This window comes from Luteimonas sp. BLCC-B24, assembly GCF_028550595.1.
In the GTDB taxonomy this organism is placed as follows: Bacteria; Pseudomonadota; Gammaproteobacteria; order Xanthomonadales; family Xanthomonadaceae; genus Luteimonas.
In genome coordinates this window covers 253,269-269,962 of sequence record NZ_JAQQGN010000001.1, presented here as the reverse complement: position 1 = coordinate 269,962, position 16,694 = coordinate 253,269, and the positions used below count along the sequence as shown (strand labels likewise).

Sequence of the window (16,694 nt, the reverse complement as noted above, 5' to 3'; positions counted from 1 at the left end):
ATCAGTCGATCGCGGCGCTGCGCGCGGGAATGTCGGTATTGAGCAGGGCGTCGTCGTCGGAATAGTCGATCGCGAGATCGATCAGATCCACGCCAGGCGTGTCCAGCGCAGTGCGCAGGACGTCCGCGAATGCGGCGGCGCTGTCCGGGCGGTGGCCCCGCGCGCCGTAACTCTCCGCGTAGCGCACGAAATCCGGATTGCCGTAGTCCATGCCGTAGACCGGGTAGTTCTCGTGCTGCTGCTTCCACTTGATCATGCCGTAGGCATCGTCGCGCAAGACGACGACCACCAGATCGAGCTTCAGCCGCACCGCGGTTTCCAGTTCCTGCGAATTCATCAGGAAACCGCCGTCGCCGCAGACCGCGACGATCTTCCGGTCGGCATGCACCAGCTTGGCCGCGATCGCCGACGGCAGGCCCGCGCCCATCGTCGCCAGCGCGTTGTCGAGCAGCAGGGTGTTCGGCTCACGGCAGCGGTCGTTACGTGCGAACCAGAGTTTGTAGAGGCCGTTGTCGAGGCAGACGATGTCGCGCGGGCCGAGCGCATCGCGCAGCGTCTTGACCAGGTGCGGGCCGTGCAGCGGGAAGCGATCGTCGGCCGCGAGTTCGGCGATGTTCTCGCACAGCGCGCCGCGCACGCGGTCGAAGAACGCGAAGTCCCAATGCGGCTGCGGCGCATCCAGCGCCTCGGCCAGCTGCCAGACCGAATTGGCGATGTCGCCCACCACTTCGATCTGCGGAAAGTACACCTGGTCCACGACGGCGCTCGCGTAGTTCACATGGATCACCGTGCGCCGGCCGCGGTGCATGAAGAACGGCGGCTTCTCGATGACGTCGTGGCCGATGTTGATGATGCAGTCGGCCGCGTCGATCGCCCGGTGCACGAAATCCTTGTCCGACAGCGCGGCGGTGCCCAGCCACAGGGGGTGCGTTTCGTCGAGCACGCCCTTGCCCATCTGCGTGCTGAAGAACGGGATGCCGAGCCGGTCGACGAAGGCGCGCAGCATCTTGGCGGTGGTCTTGCGGTTGGCGCCGGCGCCGAGCATCAGCAACGGATGCTTGGCAGTGCGGATCGCCTCGGCCGCGTGCGCGATGGCCTTGTGCTCGGCCAGGGGGCGGCGCGTGTAGGGCGCGGGCAGAAGACGCGCGTCGGTGTCGTCGCCGGCGATGTCCTGCGGCAGTTCCAGATGGGTGGCGCCGGGACGCTCTTCCTCCGCGCGCTGGAACGCATCGCGCACGCGCGCGGGAATGCTGTCGGCGGACACCAGCTGGTGGGTCGACTTGGTCAGCGGACGCATCATGTCGACGACGTCGACGATCTGGAAATGCCCCTGCTTGCTGGTGCGGATGGGTTTCTGACCGGTGATCATCAGCATCGGCATCGCGCCCAGCTGGGCGTAGGCGGCCGAAGTCACCAGATTGGTGGCGCCGGGTCCGAGCGTCGACAAACAGACGCCGGCTTTGCCGGTCAGGCGTCCGTAGGTCGCGGCCATGAAGCCGGCGGCCTGTTCGTGACGGGTGAGCACGAGCGCGATGTCGGATGCGCGCAGCGACTCGAGCAGATCGAGGTTCTCCTCGCCGGGAATACCGAACACGTGGGTCACGCCCTCGGCTTCGAGCGCCTGGACGAACAGGTCGGACGCCTTGGTCATCGTGCGGGGACTCCGTCGTGACGTAGGCGTCCAGCATGCCAGTGGCAGCGTGAGCAGCGGGCGAGATGGCGTGGGACGGTGTGTTCGGAGCGGCGACGGTCAGTATGAGTACGCGCGCAGCGCCGACAGGTCACGCGCGAACGTGATGCAGCGCGCCGCCGTCGCGCGTGAGCACGGTCCTGCACACCGGGGGGTGCGCCTGCAGGAGCGCCCGCGGGCGATGAGGCGTCGTCGTAGGTTCCGGGCTCCGCGCACGCCACGCCGATTCTCACGCAAGCCCGCACGTGCCGGTGCCACGTCGGCACCGGTTCCGACCCGGATCCCGATGCGGGCGTGTGCGCCCTCGGCGCCTCAGGCGTCCGACGACGCCACGCGCACCTTCAGGTGGCCGTCGCTCAGCCGCGCCTGCAGCGTATCGCCCGGCGTGACGTCGTCGACGCGGCGGACCACGGTGCCGTCCTCCCGCTGCAGGATGCTGTAGCCGCGGGCGATCGTCGCCAGCGGACTGACCGCTTCCAGCGAGCGCGCGAGGCCCCGCAACTGCAGCGCGTCCCGCTGCAGGCGGCGGCGCAGGGCGGCCTCCGGACGCGCGCCCAGCAATGCCAGACGCTGGTGCAGCGCCAGCAGCCGGCGCTGCGGCGAACAGGCCTGCAGCACGGCGCCCGCGTGACGCACGCGCGCCCGCTGTTGCTGGAGCCGGCGGTCGAATGCGGCGGCCAGCCGCCGCATGGCCGTGTCCTGACGGGCGCGCAGCGCGTCGAGACGCGCCTGCGGACGCAGGGCCTGCAGGCGCAGGCCAAGCCGGTCGACGCGCTGGTGACGGTCCTGCAGCGCGCGGCGCTGCGCGGTCTCGACATGACGCTGCAGCTGGCGCGTGCGTCCGAGCAGATCGATCCGGTCGGGCGTCAGCAGCTCGGCCGCGGCCGACGGCGTCGGCGCACGCAGGTCGGCAGCGAAGTCGGCGAGGCTGAAGTCGGTTTCGTGCCCCACCGCCGACACCACCGGCACCGGTGAGTCCGCGACCGCGCGCACCAGGGCCTCGTCGTTGAACGCCCACAGGTCTTCGAGCGAGCCGCCGCCGCGGGTCAGCAACAGCACGTCGTAGCGCCCTGAAGCGCCCGCGGCCTGCAGCATCCGCAACAACTGCGCCGGCGCCTCGGCGCCCTGCACCAGGGCCGGCAGGATGTCGACTTCGAGCAGCGGAAAGCGGCGTCCGAGCACACTGAGCACGTCGCGCACAGCGGCGCCGGAAGGCGAGGTGATCACGCCCAGGCGGCGCGGCATGGCGGGCAGGGCGCGCTTGCGCGCGGCCTCGAACAGGCCTTCGGCCTGCAGCCGGGCCTTGAGCGCATCGAAGGCGCGGCGCAGGGCGCCTTCGCCGGCCTCTTCCAGCGTGTCGAGAATCAGCTGGTACTCGCCGCGCGCCTCGTACAGCGTGACCCGGCCCCGCGCGCGCACCTGCAGGCCGTCGCGCGGCACGAAGCGCAGCCACTGGCTCTTCGGCTTGAACAGCGCGCAGCGCACCTGGGCGCGCGCATCCTTGAGCGTGAAGTACAGATGGCCCGACGCCGGGCGCGAGACATTGCCGAGCTCGCCTTCGACCACGACCGACGGGAACGCATCCTCGAGCAGTCCGCGGGCGAGGATGTTGAGCTGGCTCGGGGTCAGAACGTCAGAGGCGGGGGCGTCGTGCATCGACACAGGATACCTGCGCGGACCGCCGGGGCCGGGTGCGACAGCGGGTCGCATTGGCGCGGCCAGGATGCGCGCCTAGCCTCGTGGGCCCTCGATCGTGGCGGCCGCATGACCCGTTCTCCCTCTGTTTACGGCGCCTGTCGCCGTCGCCTGCCGCGTCTGACGCCGCTGGCCCTGCTCGTGTCCCTGCCAGGCGCCGCACTGGCCGTCGATGGCCCGCCACCGGATGCGGTCACCCTGGACCGTATCGCGGTGACCGGCGCGCGCACCGCGCTCGATGCCGGCGCCGATGGCGGCACGCGACTGGAGCTTTCGATCCGCGAAACGCCGGCCTCGGTGTTCCGCATCGACCGCGACGCGCTCGACGCGCGCGGTGTGCGCAACACCCAGGAGGCGCTGTTCGCGCTGCCCGGGCTGGTGGTCGCCTCGCCGCCGGGCAACGGCAATGCGGTGACCTGGCGCGGCTTTTCCGGCGCCCAGGTCACGCAGCTGTTCAACGGCATCAACGTGCAGTACGCCTCGATCGCGGCGCGCCCGGTCGACGGCTGGATGTACGAACGTGTGGAGGCGGTGGGCGGCCCGTCGAGCTTCCTCTCCGGCGCGGGCGCGGTCGGCGGCACGATCGACTACGTGACCCGGCGTGCACGCTTCGATGCCGACGAGGCAGGCGGCGTCGCGAGCATCGGCAGCTTCGACAGCCGGGTGCTGGCGGGCGGCCTGAACCACCGGGTCGGCGGCGACGACGGGGCGCACGCGCTGCGCGTGGATGCCGGCTACAGCGCGCGCGACGGCTGGGTGGACAACGAGCGGCGTGAGGCCTGGACCGGTGCCGCGTCCTGGGCCTGGAAGCTGTCGCCCACGCTGGTGCACACGCTGGCGATCGAAGCCCAGGCCGAGGACAACGCACGCGTGTACTGGGGATCGCCCGCGGTGCTCGGCGCCGATGGGCGGCTGGGCATTCTGCCCGGCACCGCCGGTCGCAACTACAACGTCGGCGACGGGTTCTACGCCCAGGACGTCAGCTGGGCGCGTTCGCTGCTCGAATGGGACGGCGGCGGCGCCGGCCGCGTGCGCAACACCCTGTATCGCTACGACGCGCAGCGCGACTACCGCAACGTCGAGACCTACCGCTATACCGCCGCGCGCGACGGCGTGCAGCGCTCGGGCGTGCTGCAGCAGCGCCACGACCAGCAGGTCACCGGCAACCGCACCGACTGGACCGTCGACGGTGTGCTGTGGGGCCGCCCGACGCAATGGGCGGCGGGGCTCGAACTGGCGTGGAACCGGCAGACTCGCTATCCGCAATCCATCGCCGGCACCATCGATACCATGCCGCTCGATGCGCACACTCCGGGCTATTTCTTCGACATCCCCGGCACGGCACCCGGCTACCAGCCCGGTGCCACCAACCGCCTGCGCACGCAGGCGCTGTCGCTGGAGAACATGACCCGGCTGACCCCGCGGCTGGGCCTGCTGACCGGTCTGCGCCACGAGCGCATCGCGCTGGACGTGATCAACCACCGGGCCGCGACCGCCACCAATCCGGCGCGCTGGGGCCGCGACTACACCGCCGAGACCGGGCGCGTCGGCCTGAACCTCGATCTCGACGACAGCACCAGCGTCTACGTGCAGGCCAGCACCGCGGCCGATCCGCCGTCGGGAATCCTCTCGACCGCGGGCTTCTCCGCATTGCGCGATTTCGATCTCAGCGAAGGCCGCCAGATCGAGGCCGGTGCCAAGGGCGCGTTCCACGACGGGCGCGGCGCGGCCACGCTCGCGGCCTACCGCATCGTGCGCACCAATCTGGCAATCGCCGACCCCGCGAATCCCGGGCAGACGCTGCCGGTGGGCCAGCAGTCGGCGCGCGGGGTGGAAGCCACCATCGACTGGCGGCCGGTCGAGGCACTGCGGCTGCAGGCCAATACCGGCTGGGTGGATGCGCGGCTCGACGATTTCACCGAAACCGTATCGGGCGTGGTGGTTTCGCGCGCCGGCAACCGACCCACGAACACGCCGGCGCGGGTCGGCAACCTGTGGGTCGATTACACACTCGCGCCGGAATGGAGCACCGGCGTGGACCTGCGCGCCGTCGACGCGCGCCAGGCCAATGCCGCCAACTCCGTGCAGACCGCCGGCTACGCGCTCTGGGGCGCCCACCTGCGCTGGCAGGCGACGCCGACGCTGTCGCTCGAGCTGCGCGGCCGCAACCTCGGCGACCGCATCTACGTCATGCACGCCATCGGCACCGACATGGTGTATCTGGGCGAGCCGCGCTCGGTCGAACTGGCCCTGCGCCTGCGCATGTAGGCCGGGCAGGCGATAATCACGTCACGCTGGCGCCCCCGCGCCGCAGTCCAAGGAGTTTCCGCGATGTCACGATCGACCCTGTTTGCCGCCGGCTGCCTGGCCGCGATCGCACTGGCCGGCTGCCAGCCCGCATCCGAGGGCGCGGCGACGCCGGCGTCATCCGCCGATCCGGCGGCCGCATCCTCCACCGGCGCGGCCCAGGGCGTTCAGGTCAGTGATGCCTGGATCCGCGAGACCCCGCCCAATGCCGCCGTCGCCGGCGGCTACCTCACGCTGCGCAGCGACGCGGGTGATCGTCTGGTCGCGGTGGAGACCTCGGCCTCGGCCAGCGTCGAGATCCACGAGATGTCCCACGCCGGCGGCGTGATGCGCATGCGGGAACTGGCGGATGGCGTCGAACTGCCCGCCGGTACGGACGTGAGCCTGCGCCCCGGCGGCAACCATCTGATGTTCATCGGCCCGGTCGAGCCGGTACGCGCGGGTCAGACGATCGAGGCCACGCTGCGCTTCCAGAACGCCCCGGAGCAGACGGTGCAGTTCGAGGTCCGCCCGCTCGCTGGTGACGCGCCGGCGGCCGGCGGGCATTCGGGACACTGATCGGCAGGCGCGTCCAGAGCGCAGACGCAGCGGGACGAGGCGTCATGCACGTGGCCCGGTGCACGCAGGCGGAGCCGGATGGCGCTGTGCGTGTGCGCGTGCGCCATGCGTGTTCGATGGATTTGGAAGCGGTGGAATAGTGCCCGCGAGGTTTCGGTGATCCCGTTCGCGCGCAAGCGCGCTCCTACATGGACCGCGCGCCGGCTCCTGTAGGAGCGCGCTCGCGCGCGAAGGCCTCTTCGGAACGCGCCATCGCGCGCAGGTGCAAGTGCCGGCAGGCGTCGGGCCCCTGTGGAACCGGGCGATTCCGGCCCTGCACGGCCGGGCACGCACTCACCCGTCCGTCGGTGGCCGACGTTCCGGCCCGGGACGCTTGGCGAGCTTGCGCTGCAGCGAGCGGCGGTGCATGCCCAGCAGCCGCGCGGTCGCGGAGATGTTGCCGCCGGTCTCGTTGAGCGCCTGCTGGATGTGTTCCCACTCCAGCCTGTGCAGCGGAATCATCGTCGGGCTTTCGATCGAGGCGTCGTCGCCCGGATCGGCCGGCGCGGCCGCCGTGCCGAGATCGGCGTCGAGCAGGATGCGCTGCAGCGTGTCGGCCGACACCGGCTTGGGCAGGTAGTCGTCGGCGCCGCGCTTGATCGCTTCCACCGCGGTCGCGATGCTCGCGTACCCGGTGACCAGCAGGATGCGCATGTCGGCGCGGATCGCGCGCAGCGGTTCGATCAGCGACAGGCCCGAGGCCTCGCCCAGCTTGAGATCCACCAAGGCGAAGTCCGGCGCGGTGCGGGCGGCCACGGCCAGCGCCGTCGCGGCGTCGGGCGCGATCTCGCACTCGATGCCGCGGCGTTGCAGCGCGCGCCGCAGGGCGTCCAGGTACAGGGTGTCGTCGTCGACCAGCAGGCCTTTCATGCGGTGGTCCCGGAAGGAAGGGGGAGGTCGGCCGGATCCACCGGCACACGGAAGTGCACCCGTGCGCCGCCGCCGTCGGCTTCGTCCATGTCCAGTTCGCCGCCGAGCTGTTCGATCGCCGCATGCGACAGGGCGAGCCCGATGCCCAGTCCGTCGGGCTTGCCGCTGCGGAACAGCACCGGCAGGAACGGCGCCTGCGCGTCGAAGCCGGTGCCGTAATCGCGGATCGTGCCGTCGAGTACGCCGTCCGCGAGCTGCAGGTGCAGATCCACGCGGCCGCTGCCGTTGGCCTCGCTGGCATCGGCGGCATTGTTGAGCAGGGCCAGCAGCAGATGGCCGATGGTGCGGTCCACGCGTTGCTGCGGATCGACGTTGCCGCTGCGTTCGAGCGTGATCGCCGGACGCACCAGTTGCCAGTGTTCGAGCACGCGACCGATGTCCACCCGCGTGCTGGAGGCCGGATCGGCCGGGTTCGCCAGCGAACGCACGCGGTCGCGGCAGGTGTCGACCAGGCGACGCAGCGTGGCCACGTCCGCAGCGCCGTCCTCGCCGAGGCCGCTGGTGTCCAGGTCGTCGAGCAGCAGGGTCATCGTGCCGAGCGGCGTATTGAGCTCGTGCGCGACCGAGGCCGCATGGGTGGCCAGGGCGAGAATGCCCTCGTTGCGGACGAAGCGCTCGCGCAGCGCGGTGAGCTCGCGCTCGCGCCGGTCGCGCGCGCCCGCCAGGCGCAGCAGCAGGTACAGCACCAGTGCCACCGACAGCACGAAATTCACCGCCATGCCGAGCAGGTGCAGATCGAAGCCGGCATGCAGGTGCGGCAGGGGCTGGCCGAACAGCACCGCGAACAGATAGCCGACCAGCCCGGCGAGCGCGCTGGCGACCGCCCAGGCGGCCGGCAGGGCCATCGCCGTCAGTGCGATCGGCAACAGGAACAGCGACGCGAACGGATTGGCGATGCCGCCGGTCCAGGCGATCAGCCAGGACAGCACGGCGGTATCGACCAGCACGTGGGCGAAGGCCTCGGCCGGCACCGCATCGCGGGCGCTGCGCAGACGCAGATGCACCAGCAGATTGAACACCGCCAGCACCGCCACCGGCCCCCACAGCGGACCGGGCGGCAAGGCCATGTGGAAACCGTGGGTGGCCCACAGGATGGTCAGCGACTGGCCCCCGACGGCCAGCCAGCGCAGGCTGTAGAGCGTGCGGACGAGCGCGGTGGCGGGCGGTTGCGGCTGCATCGCCCGCCATCCTAGTGCACGGGCCGCCCGCACGCCCTGCGGCCGGCGGTCGCACCCGGGCCGGGGGTTTCGCGGCGCGTCAGCGAACACCACGGCCGGAGCCGGTAAACTGCGCGAATGTCCGCCCAGCCCGTTTCTTCGCCCGACGCCTGCCTGTCCGAGCCCGTGCGCCTGCCCGAGTTCGGCGCGGCCGCGCGCCGCGGCACCCGTCAGGTCCGCGTCGGCGGCGTCGCCCTCGGCGGCAATGCGCCGGTCGTCGTGCAGTCGATGACCAACACCGACACCGCCGATGTCGCGGCCACCGCCCGGCAGATCGGCGAACTGTGGCGCGCCGGCTCCGAGCTGGTGCGCATCACGGTCAACAACCCCGAATCCGCGGCCGCGGTGCCGCGGATCGTCGAGCGGCTGGCGATGCAGGGCATCGAGGTGCCGATCATCGGCGACTTCCACTACAACGGGCACCAGCTGCTCGCGGGCGAGCCGGCCTGTGCCGAGGCGCTGGCGAAGTACCGCATCAATCCGGGCAACGTCGGCTTCGGCAAGAAGCGCGACACCCAGTTCGCCCAGCTGATCGAATTCGCGATGCGCTACGGCAAGCCGGTGCGTATCGGCGCCAACTGGGGCTCGCTGGACCAGTCGCTCGCGGCGGCACTGATGGACGAGAACGCCCAGCGCGCCGTGCCCTGGGATGCGGGGAAGGTGCTGCGCGAAGCGCTGATCCGCTCGGCGGTGGATTCGGCCGATCGCGCGGTGGCGCTGGGCCTGGGCCGGGACCGCATCGTGCTCAGTGCCAAGGTCAGCGGCGTGCAGGAACTGGTGGCGGTGTATCGGGATCTCGCCGCGCGCTGCGATTTCGCGCTGCATCTCGGGCTCACCGAAGCCGGCATCGGAAGCAAGGGCATGGTCGCCTCGAGCGCCGCGTTGGCGATCCTGATGCAGGAAGGCATCGGCGACACCATCCGCATCTCGCTCACGCCCGAGCCCGGCGCTTCGCGCACCAAGGAAGTCGTGGTGGCCCAGGAGCTGCTGCAGACGATGGGCCTGCGCGCATTCACGCCGATGGTCACCGCGTGCCCGGGCTGCGGCCGCACCACGTCCGAGTTCTTCCAGGTACTGGCCGGCGTGGTCCAGGACCATGTGCGCGAGAAGATGCCGGAGTGGAAGGTCACGCATCCCGGCGCCGAGAACATGACGCTCGCGGTGATGGGCTGCGTGGTCAACGGCCCGGGCGAATCGCGCCACGCCAACATCGGCATCTCGCTGCCGGGCACCGGCGAGGCGCCGTCGGCCCCGGTGTTCATCGACGGCGAGAAGGCGGTGACGCTGCGCGGCGACAACATCGCGCAGGAGTTCGTCGCGCTGGTCGACGACTACGTGCACCGCCACTACGGGCGTGCGACCGATGCCGCCTGACGGCGGCGAGGTCATCGCCGAAGGCTCACGCGAAACCGGCGGCCTGCTGCGTCGCCACGGCTGGAAGCTCCTGTTGCTGTTCGCCGGTGTGCTGCTGCCGATGTGGGCGTTCATGGAGCTGGCCGACGAGGTGCACGAAGCCGAGGCGATTCCGTTCGACGAGCCGATCCTGCTGTTCGCGCAGGCGGCCGCGCGCGACGGCTTCGATCGCGTCTTCCTGTTCTTCTCCGAGATCGGCTACGCCAAGGGCGTGGTGCCGGTGGACATCGGTCTGGTGCTGGTGCTGCTCGCGATGAGGCGCTGGCGCGACGGCCTGTTCGCCGCGCTGGCCACGGGGGGCTCGGCCCTGCTCAACATCGGCGCCAAGCAGTTGTTCGCGCGGGACCGGCCCAGCCTCTGGGAATCGATCGCGCCGGAGCCGACCTACAGCTTCCCCAGCGGCCACGCGATGGGATCGATGACGCTCGCGCTCGTGCTCGTGCTGCTGGCCTGGCCCACGCGGGCGCGCTGGTGGGTGATCGCGGCGATGGCGGTGTTCGTGCCGATGGTGGGGCTGTCGCGCGTGTATCTGGGGGTGCATTACCCCTCCGACATCCTGGCCGGCTGGGCCGCGGCCTCGATCTGGGTGGTCGGGGTCTATCTGCTGCTCTATCACCCGCCGCGGCTCGGGCGGTTCGGCAGGTCGGGCGCCGCGTAGCCGAATCATCGATGCGCTGCGCGCAGGGTGGCGCGTGTCACTCGTCTTCGCCCGGTTCTGCACCATGCGCGTGGCCTGCATCCGCAGACGCGCGCGTGACCGGGCCTGCACAGGAACGTGCCTGCGCGCGCGCCTGCATGCGGGGCGTAGCGATTGGGGCGGTTCCGGCCGTGGCGTCACATGCGAGCCCGGCACGGCGCCGGGCAGGCCGTCGGCGCGCGCCCGCGCGCGAGGGACTGCGGCGGCGTCACGGTGACTGCTTCGCGCGCCCGTTCGCGCGTTCGTCGCGGTCCGCTACAGCGGCAGACGAATGTCCGACAGCGTCCAGCGCAACCCCTTGCGCGTGAGCACGAATTCGATCGGCCGATCGCGGTCGTCACGCACGGTGACGGTGAAACGCGACGGCGAGTGGTAGCGGTAGTGCGCATCCTCGAGCGGCGCGGCGCGCGCGGGATCGGGGCCCGCGCGCATCGGCGAGGCGCCGCCCGCCAGGCTCCAGAGCCGCTGGCCGCGCATCAGCGCGCTCAGGCCCACCGGCGTCACCATCATGTCCACGCCGGTGCCTGCGGCGCTGCCGGCGAGCCGCAGGCCGATCGCGCCCAGCAGGCTCGACTGCGTCTCGACGCCCGCTTCGCGCACGATCGCATCCGCAAGCTGCACGCGCAGGCTCGCCCGCAGCGCCGGGAAATCGACCTGCTTCGACAGGGCGCGCGAATCCTCGTTGCGCACGGCCTCGCGGATCGCGTGCACGGTGAGGTAGGGGCCGGCCGCCACGTAGCCGAGCAGCAGCACGAGCACCGCGAGAGTAAGCCAGCCGAATCGCTTCATCGAAGATCGCATCGAACGGGAAATGCCGATTGTCGGAGACCCGGGCGCAGTGCGTGCTGAACGACGCGGCGACGGCGCCGCGGGTCGCCTGCTCAGAATTCCAGATCCAGCGCCGCGCAGAGGTAATCGACGAAGGGGGCGAGCGTGGCCAGATCCCCGGCGATCGTCCGGCGCAGCGTCGGGCCGGTCATCGTGACGTCATCGAGCGCGCGCCAGAACACCCAGTTGCGGTGCTTGAGGTCGTCGATGAATTCGAACTGCGGATCGAAGCCGCGCGGCGGACGCACGAGCATCTCGCTGGTCTCGAATTCGAAGGTCTTGCGCAATCGGGGCGCATGCGCGGCGGCCTTCCAGCTGCCGGGGTTGTCGACGATGAACTGTCGGACCTTGCGCTGCGTGTCGGATTCGGGATGCCACAGGCCCGCGCCGACGAAGCTGCCGCCGGGCTGCAGGTGCACGTAGAACGACGGCGCCGCGGTTTCGCGCCGGCGTTCGTGGAACAGGCGTGCGCCCTGCCAGGTCTTGTAGGGCGATTTGTCGTTGGAGAAGCGCGCATCGCGATGGATGCGGAACAGCGAACCGCCGACGGTGCGGGTGTCGGCACGGAAATGCGGACTGATCGCGGCGAGGTCGGGCTGCAGGTCGCTGATCAGGCGCAGGAACGGCTGGCGCACGTGCGCCTCGTAGTCCTTGCGATGGGCCTCGAACCAGGGCTTCTCGTTGTGCCGCGCGAGCGCGCGCAGGAATTTGAGGCTCTTATCGCTGAAGTACGAAGTCATCCGGGCGTGATCGGCAGGGGGGAAGACGGGTGCAGCTGCGCATGTAGGCCGCGGCCCCAGTCGGCGAGGGCGTCGAGCAGCTGCGCGCGGCGCGCATCGCCGGGATTTTCGGCACGCAGCGTGTCGATCTGCGTGAAGTAGCCGGCGAAGTCGTGTTCGGCCTGCGTCGTGCCGGGGGCCAGGCGCTCGCGCCGGTACGCGTCCCAGTGCCGCCGTTCGTCGGGCGTCAGCGTCTCGGGCCAGTTGCGCGCGCGGTAGCGCAGCAGCAGGGCGTCGAGGCGCGGATCCTCGAAGCCGAAATCACGCGCGCCCAGCAGCGGCGGCGGCGTGGCGCGGACCTGGGCCATGCGGCGTTTGTCGCCGTCGCCGGCGAAGCCGTCGTAGAGCGCGGCGTCGGGGTCGGACGGCGTGAACTCGCGTTCGACCGCGAACACCCGGCGGATCTTCTCGGCCAGCAAAGGCCCGGCCGCGCGAAGCCGGGCGGCGCGCCGCTCGACCGCGTCGGCGTCGATCGACAGCCGTTCGAAATCGTCGGCGCGCAAGTGGCTCCAGGCCACCAGCGCCGGACAGCGGTTGCTGTGCACCTCCTTGAGCGGGATGCGGGCCACGCCTTCGGGCAGATCCTCGCGACGCACGAACACGCGCGCGGCAATGGTGTCGGCATCGAGCTCGAGCAGCCAGTCCGGATCCCCGTCGAGGTCGAACACCACGACGCGGCTGTCGATGCGGGGATGCCGCGTGATCGGCAATACCGGTGCGGCGCACAGGCGCGCGGCCGGATAGCGCTGCGAGACGTGCAGCACCGGCGTCATGGCGACGGTGTCGAGCAACGAGGCGGCATGGCGCTTGTCGCGCAGCCGCGCCGCGTAGTCCCAGAGGCGCGGCTGGGCGGTGCGCATCAGACGCGCCAGGCCGATCAGCGCACGCACGTCCGACAGAGCCTCGTGCGCATCGCCGCGGCGCACGCCGTTGGCGGCAGCCAGGTGTTCGAGCTTGAACGAGGTTGCGCCATCCTCGCGCGTGGGCCACACCAGGCCCTCGGGGCGCAGCGCATGCCACAGCCGCATGACGTCGAGCAGGTCCCAGCGCGAGTTGCCGCTCCGCCATTCGCGCTCGTAGGGGTCGTAGAAATTGCGGTACAGACCGAAGCGCACGAACTCGTCGTCGAAGCGCAACGAGTTGTAGCCCAGCGTGCAGGTCTTCGGCCGCGCCATCTCTTCTTGGATGCGTGCGAACGCATCCGCCTCGGGCACGCCGACGGCGCGGGCGTGCTGCGGCGTGATGCCCGTGATCAGGGTGGCCACCGGCGAGGGCAGCAGATCGTCGGCCGGCTGCACGAACAGATCGATCGGTGCGTCGATCTCCTCGAGCGCGGCATCGGTGCGGATCGCCGCGAACTGGGCGATGCGCGTGCGCCGTGGATCGGCACCGTAGGTTTCGAGATCGTAGAAGAGGAAACTCTCGCTCATCGCGCGGGTGACGCCTGCTGTCGGACCACACGCGTGGGCCACGCGGCCTCGGTGCCACCATGGAAGGATGTGTGGCCGCTCACGCCGGCGCGTCCTCCAGCGGCGTCAGCCGTTCGCGCACGTCCGCATCGATCGCATCCCAGTCCAGCGTATCGAGCGTGGTGTGACCGGCGGTCGCGCGCTCCAGGATGCCGCGCTGGATGTCGGTCCGGGTCATGGCCAGCGAATACGGAATCCGCATGAAGGTGACCATCGCGTAATGCGGAACGAAGCGGCCGGGATGACGGTCCTGCAGCGCCAGCTCCAGCGCGCGCTGCAGCAGGTAATCGGCATCGTCGACGCGGTCGCGCATCTCGAGGTAGTTGTCGAGCGCCATGCGCTGGATCGCCGCGGCGTCGGGCTTGCGCTCGGTCTCGAAGGCGGCGAACGAGGTCGCGAGATCGGCATGGGCGTCGAGCTGCCGGGCCAGCGCCACGCAGTCCTCGAACGCGCAGTTCATGCCCTGGCCGTGGAACGGCACCATCGCATGGGCCGCGTCGCCGAGCAGCACGGCGCGGCCGTCGAGATGCCAGCGGTCGAGGTACAGCGTCCCCAGCTGGCCGACCGGGTTCGCGGCCCAGTCGGCGTCGAATCCGGGAATGAGGGCCAGCGCCGAGGGGAATTCGCGTTCGAAGAACCGCCGGGCTGCCTGGGGATCGGCGATCCGGTCGAACGCCGGACCGTGCCCGCCGTCCGCGTGATGGGGCAGGAACAGAGTGACCGTGAACGTGCGCTCGTCGTTCGGCAAGGCGATGCACATGTAGTGCCCGCGAGGCCAGATGTGCAGCGCGTGGGGCTCGATGCGGAAACCGCCGTCGGCGGTCGGCGGGATCTCGAGTTCCTTGTAGCCGTGATCGAGAAAGTCGCTGCGCTCACCGAGATCGCGCACGCGGTGCATCGCCGCGCGCAGTGCGGAGCCGGCGCCGTCGGCGCCGATCAGTGCTTCGAAGCCGACCTCGCGTTCGCTGCCGTCACGGGCGCCGACGAACACGGCACGCCGCGAGTCGAAATTCACCGACGACAGCGCCTGGTCGAAATGCAGGCGTGCGCCGGCCGCCTCGGCGAGGTCCAGCAGCACGACGTTGAGATCGCCCCGGTGCACCGACCAGATCACCTCGCTGTCGTCGCGACCGTACCGCTGCAGCACCGGTTCGGCGTCGTCGATGTGGACCATCCGGCCGCGCATCATGATCGCGTGGTGCATCACTGCGGCGTCGGCGTCCGCCGCCCTGAGCGCATGCAGGCCACGCTCGGCCAGCGCCAGGTTGATCGAACGCCCGCCTTCATAACCGAGCACGCGTGGATCGCCGCGTTTTTCGTACAGGTCCACGTTCCAGCCACGCCTGCGCAGCAGGATGCCGAGCAGCGCACCGGCCAGTCCGGCGCCGACGATCGTCAGGTGGCGTGCGCCTGTGCTCACGCGTCGCGCCAGCGGGCCACCGCGCGCGCGAAGCGCAGCACGTCGGCATGGGTGTTGTAGAGCGGGGCGGGGGAGATGCGGATCACGTCGGGTTCGCGCCAGTCGCCGAGCACACCGTTCGCGGCGAGGTCCTCGAACAGCGCACGGCCTTGGTCGCGGCCACCGCGCACACGCAGGGACAGCTGCGCGCCGCGACGCGCGGGCTCGGACGGCGTGACGATGTCGAGCACGTCGTCGAGCTGGCTGCGGATCAGGGTTTCGAGATAGCCGGTCAGGGCCTCCGATTTCGCGCGCAAGGCCGGCATGCCGGCGTCGGTGAAGAGATCCAGCGACGCGCGCAGTGGCGCCAGGCCGAGAATCGGCGGATTGCTCTGCTGCCAGCCGTCGGCACCGGGCGTGGGGCGGAACTCGGGGCCCATCTGGAAGCGTGTGGCCTGGTCGTGGCCCCACCAGCCGGCGAACCGGGGCCGGTCGGTGCTTGCATGGCGGGCGTGCACGAAGGCGCCGGCCACCGCGCCCGGCCCGCTGTTGAGATATTTGTAATGGCACCACACGGCGAAATCGGCATTGCTGTCGTGCAACTGCAGCGGCAGGTTGCCGACCGCGTGCGCGAGATCGAAGCCGACGACGGCGCCGGCCGCGTGGCCGAGCCGGGTGATGGCCGCCAGGTCGAAGGCTTCGCCGGTGCGGTACTGCACACCCGGCCACAGCACCAGGGCGAGGCGGTGGCCGTGCGTCTCGATCGCTTCGGCAATCGTCTCCATGCCGAACAGGCCGTCCGCGCCCGGCTGCACCTCGATCAGGTCGGTCGCCGGGTCGAAGCCGTGGAAGCGCACCTGCGATTCGAGCGCATAGCGGTCGGACGGAAACGCGCCGGCCTCCATCAGGATGGCCGGACGCTCGGCGGTCGGGCGGTAGAAGCCGACCATCAGGAAGTGCAGGTTCGCGGTCAGCGAGTTCATCGCGACCACTTCGCCCGGCTGCGCGCCGACCACCTCGGCCAGCTGCGCGCCGACCAGGCTGTGATAGGTCATCCACTGCGAGTTGCCGCGGAAATGGCCTTCGACCGCTTCCATCGCCCACTTGTCGAGCACGTCCTCGACCTGCGCACGGGCGCCACGCGGCTGCAGACCCAGCGAATTGCCCACGAAGTAGGCCTGCTCGACCTCGCCGAAGCGCGGCATGTGGAATTGCGCGCGGAAGCGCTGCAGCGGATCGGCGGCATCTGCGGTGGCCGCGTAGTCGTCGGTGAACGGATCACTCATCAGGACATCTCCGGCACGGCGCCGGGCGCGTACGTGCTCTTGGTGTAGGTGGCGGCCTGCAGCTCGACCACTTCGACGCACACCTGGCAGTGCAGCGCGAGGCTCGGCAGGCAGGATACGAGCGCCGCGTGCACGGCGCGGCCGAGCGCGGCGCGGGTCGCCTCGTCACGGCCGGGCATGATTTTCAGCGTGGCGTGAGCGAAGCCCTGGCCACGGTCGGCGCTGCCGACGCGGTAGTGCTCGAGCGCGAGTGCGCGGCTCTTGATCGCGACGTCTTCGAAGTGGCCGCTGTCGACGAGCGCGCGATTGGCCGCGGCGAGCGCGGCGTCGGCGTCGAACCCGTCGAGGTTCGTGGTGTGGTGCAGGACGAGATGGGGCATGGGGTCT

14 protein-coding genes are annotated in these 16,694 nt (G+C 70.7%); 4 read left to right on the top strand and 10 right to left on the bottom strand.

From position 1 onward, the window contains the following. Position 1: 1 nt before the first annotated feature. Both PQS31_RS01270 and xseA read right to left on the bottom strand, forming a co-directional pair. A complete protein-coding gene (locus PQS31_RS01270; RefSeq protein WP_272760869.1) occupies positions 2-1,651 on the bottom strand; it encodes an acetolactate synthase large subunit in 1,650 nt (549 codons plus the stop codon). 351 nt (positions 1,652-2,002) lie between these two features. After that, positions 2,003-3,346, bottom strand: coding sequence for an exodeoxyribonuclease VII large subunit (gene xseA, locus PQS31_RS01265; RefSeq protein ID WP_272760868.1), 1,344 nt, complete (start codon positions 3,344-3,346; stop codon positions 2,003-2,005). A 108-nt stretch (positions 3,347-3,454) separates the two neighbouring features. Between xseA and PQS31_RS01260 the strand changes: the two genes are divergently transcribed. After that, positions 3,455-5,653 carry a TonB-dependent receptor gene (locus PQS31_RS01260; RefSeq protein WP_272760867.1) on the top strand — a complete coding sequence of 733 codons (2,199 nt, stop codon included), beginning with the start codon at positions 3,455-3,457 and terminating at the stop codon, positions 5,651-5,653. A 63-nt stretch (positions 5,654-5,716) separates the two neighbouring features. Further along, positions 5,717-6,250 carry a copper chaperone PCu(A)C gene (locus tag PQS31_RS01255; protein WP_272760866.1) on the top strand — a complete coding sequence of 178 codons (534 nt, stop codon included), beginning with the start codon at positions 5,717-5,719 and terminating at the stop codon, positions 6,248-6,250. A 333-nt stretch (positions 6,251-6,583) separates the two neighbouring features. On the opposite strand, the gene PQS31_RS01250 is transcribed toward PQS31_RS01255, so the two are convergent. After that, positions 6,584-7,159: a response regulator gene (locus PQS31_RS01250; protein WP_272760865.1), complete on the bottom strand. Its 576-nt coding sequence runs from the start codon at positions 7,157-7,159 to the stop codon at positions 6,584-6,586. Then, complete coding sequence (locus PQS31_RS01245) at positions 7,156-8,397, bottom strand: ATP-binding protein (RefSeq protein ID WP_272760864.1); 1,242 nt, start codon at positions 8,395-8,397, stop codon at positions 7,156-7,158. Before PQS31_RS01245 ends, PQS31_RS01250 begins: the two co-directional genes overlap by 4 nt. 117 nt (positions 8,398-8,514) lie before the next feature. On the opposite strand from PQS31_RS01245, the gene ispG reads away from it, so the two are divergent. Both ispG and PQS31_RS01235 read left to right on the top strand, forming a co-directional pair. After that, the gene (gene ispG / locus PQS31_RS01240) at positions 8,515-9,810 is read left to right on the top strand and encodes a flavodoxin-dependent (E)-4-hydroxy-3-methylbut-2-enyl-diphosphate synthase (protein WP_272760863.1); all 1,296 of its coding nucleotides are present in this window, start codon (positions 8,515-8,517) and stop codon (positions 9,808-9,810) included. Next, a complete protein-coding gene (locus PQS31_RS01235; RefSeq protein ID WP_272760862.1) occupies positions 9,800-10,507 on the top strand; it encodes a phosphatase PAP2 family protein in 708 nt (235 codons plus the stop codon). Before ispG ends, PQS31_RS01235 begins: the two co-directional genes overlap by 11 nt. Before the next feature lie 294 nt (positions 10,508-10,801). Here PQS31_RS01235 and PQS31_RS01230 read toward each other — a convergent pair whose 3' ends face one another. The 6 genes from PQS31_RS01230 to PQS31_RS01205 form a co-directional block, all read right to left on the bottom strand. Continuing rightward, on the bottom strand, positions 10,802-11,335 hold the full coding sequence (locus PQS31_RS01230; protein WP_272760861.1) for a DUF2939 domain-containing protein: 534 nt from the start codon (positions 11,333-11,335) through the stop codon (positions 10,802-10,804). Between the two features lie 92 nt (positions 11,336-11,427). Next, the gene (locus PQS31_RS01225) at positions 11,428-12,114 is read right to left on the bottom strand and encodes a DUF2461 domain-containing protein (protein ID WP_272760860.1); all 687 of its coding nucleotides are present in this window, start codon (positions 12,112-12,114) and stop codon (positions 11,428-11,430) included. Then, entirely contained in the window at positions 12,111-13,583 is a 1,473-nt protein-coding gene (sbcB, locus tag PQS31_RS01220; RefSeq protein ID WP_272760859.1) for an exodeoxyribonuclease I, read from the bottom strand. Before sbcB ends, PQS31_RS01225 begins: the two co-directional genes overlap by 4 nt. Positions 13,584-13,662: 79 nt before the next feature. Then, positions 13,663-15,042, bottom strand: coding sequence for an NAD(P)/FAD-dependent oxidoreductase (locus PQS31_RS01215; RefSeq protein WP_272760858.1), 1,380 nt, complete (start codon positions 15,040-15,042; stop codon positions 13,663-13,665). Then, the gene (kynU, locus tag PQS31_RS01210) at positions 15,039-16,307 is read right to left on the bottom strand and encodes a kynureninase (protein WP_272760857.1); all 1,269 of its coding nucleotides are present in this window, start codon (positions 16,305-16,307) and stop codon (positions 15,039-15,041) included. The genes PQS31_RS01215 and kynU overlap by 4 nt, the downstream gene beginning before the upstream one ends. Next, positions 16,307-16,687 carry a hypothetical protein gene (locus PQS31_RS01205; protein ID WP_272760856.1) on the bottom strand — a complete coding sequence of 127 codons (381 nt, stop codon included), beginning with the start codon at positions 16,685-16,687 and terminating at the stop codon, positions 16,307-16,309. Before PQS31_RS01205 ends, kynU begins: the two co-directional genes overlap by 1 nt. Positions 16,688-16,694 lie beyond the last annotated feature (7 nt).

Coding starts and splice junctions, on each gene's coding strand:
- PQS31_RS01270 (WP_272760869.1), bottom strand. CDS start 1,651: ATGACCAAGGCGTCCGACCTGTTCGTCCAGGCGCTCGAAGCCGAGGGC.
- xseA (WP_272760868.1), bottom strand. CDS start 3,346: ATGCACGACGCCCCCGCCTCTGACGTTCTGACCCCGAGCCAGCTCAAC.
- PQS31_RS01260 (WP_272760867.1), top strand. CDS start 3,455: ATGACCCGTTCTCCCTCTGTTTACGGCGCCTGTCGCCGTCGCCTGCCG.
- PQS31_RS01255 (WP_272760866.1), top strand. CDS start 5,717: ATGTCACGATCGACCCTGTTTGCCGCCGGCTGCCTGGCCGCGATCGCA.
- PQS31_RS01250 (WP_272760865.1), bottom strand. CDS start 7,159: ATGAAAGGCCTGCTGGTCGACGACGACACCCTGTACCTGGACGCCCTG.
- PQS31_RS01245 (WP_272760864.1), bottom strand. CDS start 8,397: ATGCAGCCGCAACCGCCCGCCACCGCGCTCGTCCGCACGCTCTACAGC.
- ispG (WP_272760863.1), top strand. CDS start 8,515: ATGTCCGCCCAGCCCGTTTCTTCGCCCGACGCCTGCCTGTCCGAGCCC.
- PQS31_RS01235 (WP_272760862.1), top strand. CDS start 9,800: ATGCCGCCTGACGGCGGCGAGGTCATCGCCGAAGGCTCACGCGAAACC.
- PQS31_RS01230 (WP_272760861.1), bottom strand. CDS start 11,335: ATGAAGCGATTCGGCTGGCTTACTCTCGCGGTGCTCGTGCTGCTGCTC.
- PQS31_RS01225 (WP_272760860.1), bottom strand. CDS start 12,114: ATGACTTCGTACTTCAGCGATAAGAGCCTCAAATTCCTGCGCGCGCTC.
- sbcB (WP_272760859.1), bottom strand. CDS start 13,583: ATGAGCGAGAGTTTCCTCTTCTACGATCTCGAAACCTACGGTGCCGAT.
- kynU (WP_272760857.1), bottom strand. CDS start 16,307: ATGAGTGATCCGTTCACCGACGACTACGCGGCCACCGCAGATGCCGCC.
- PQS31_RS01205 (WP_272760856.1), bottom strand. CDS start 16,687: ATGCCCCATCTCGTCCTGCACCACACCACGAACCTCGACGGGTTCGAC.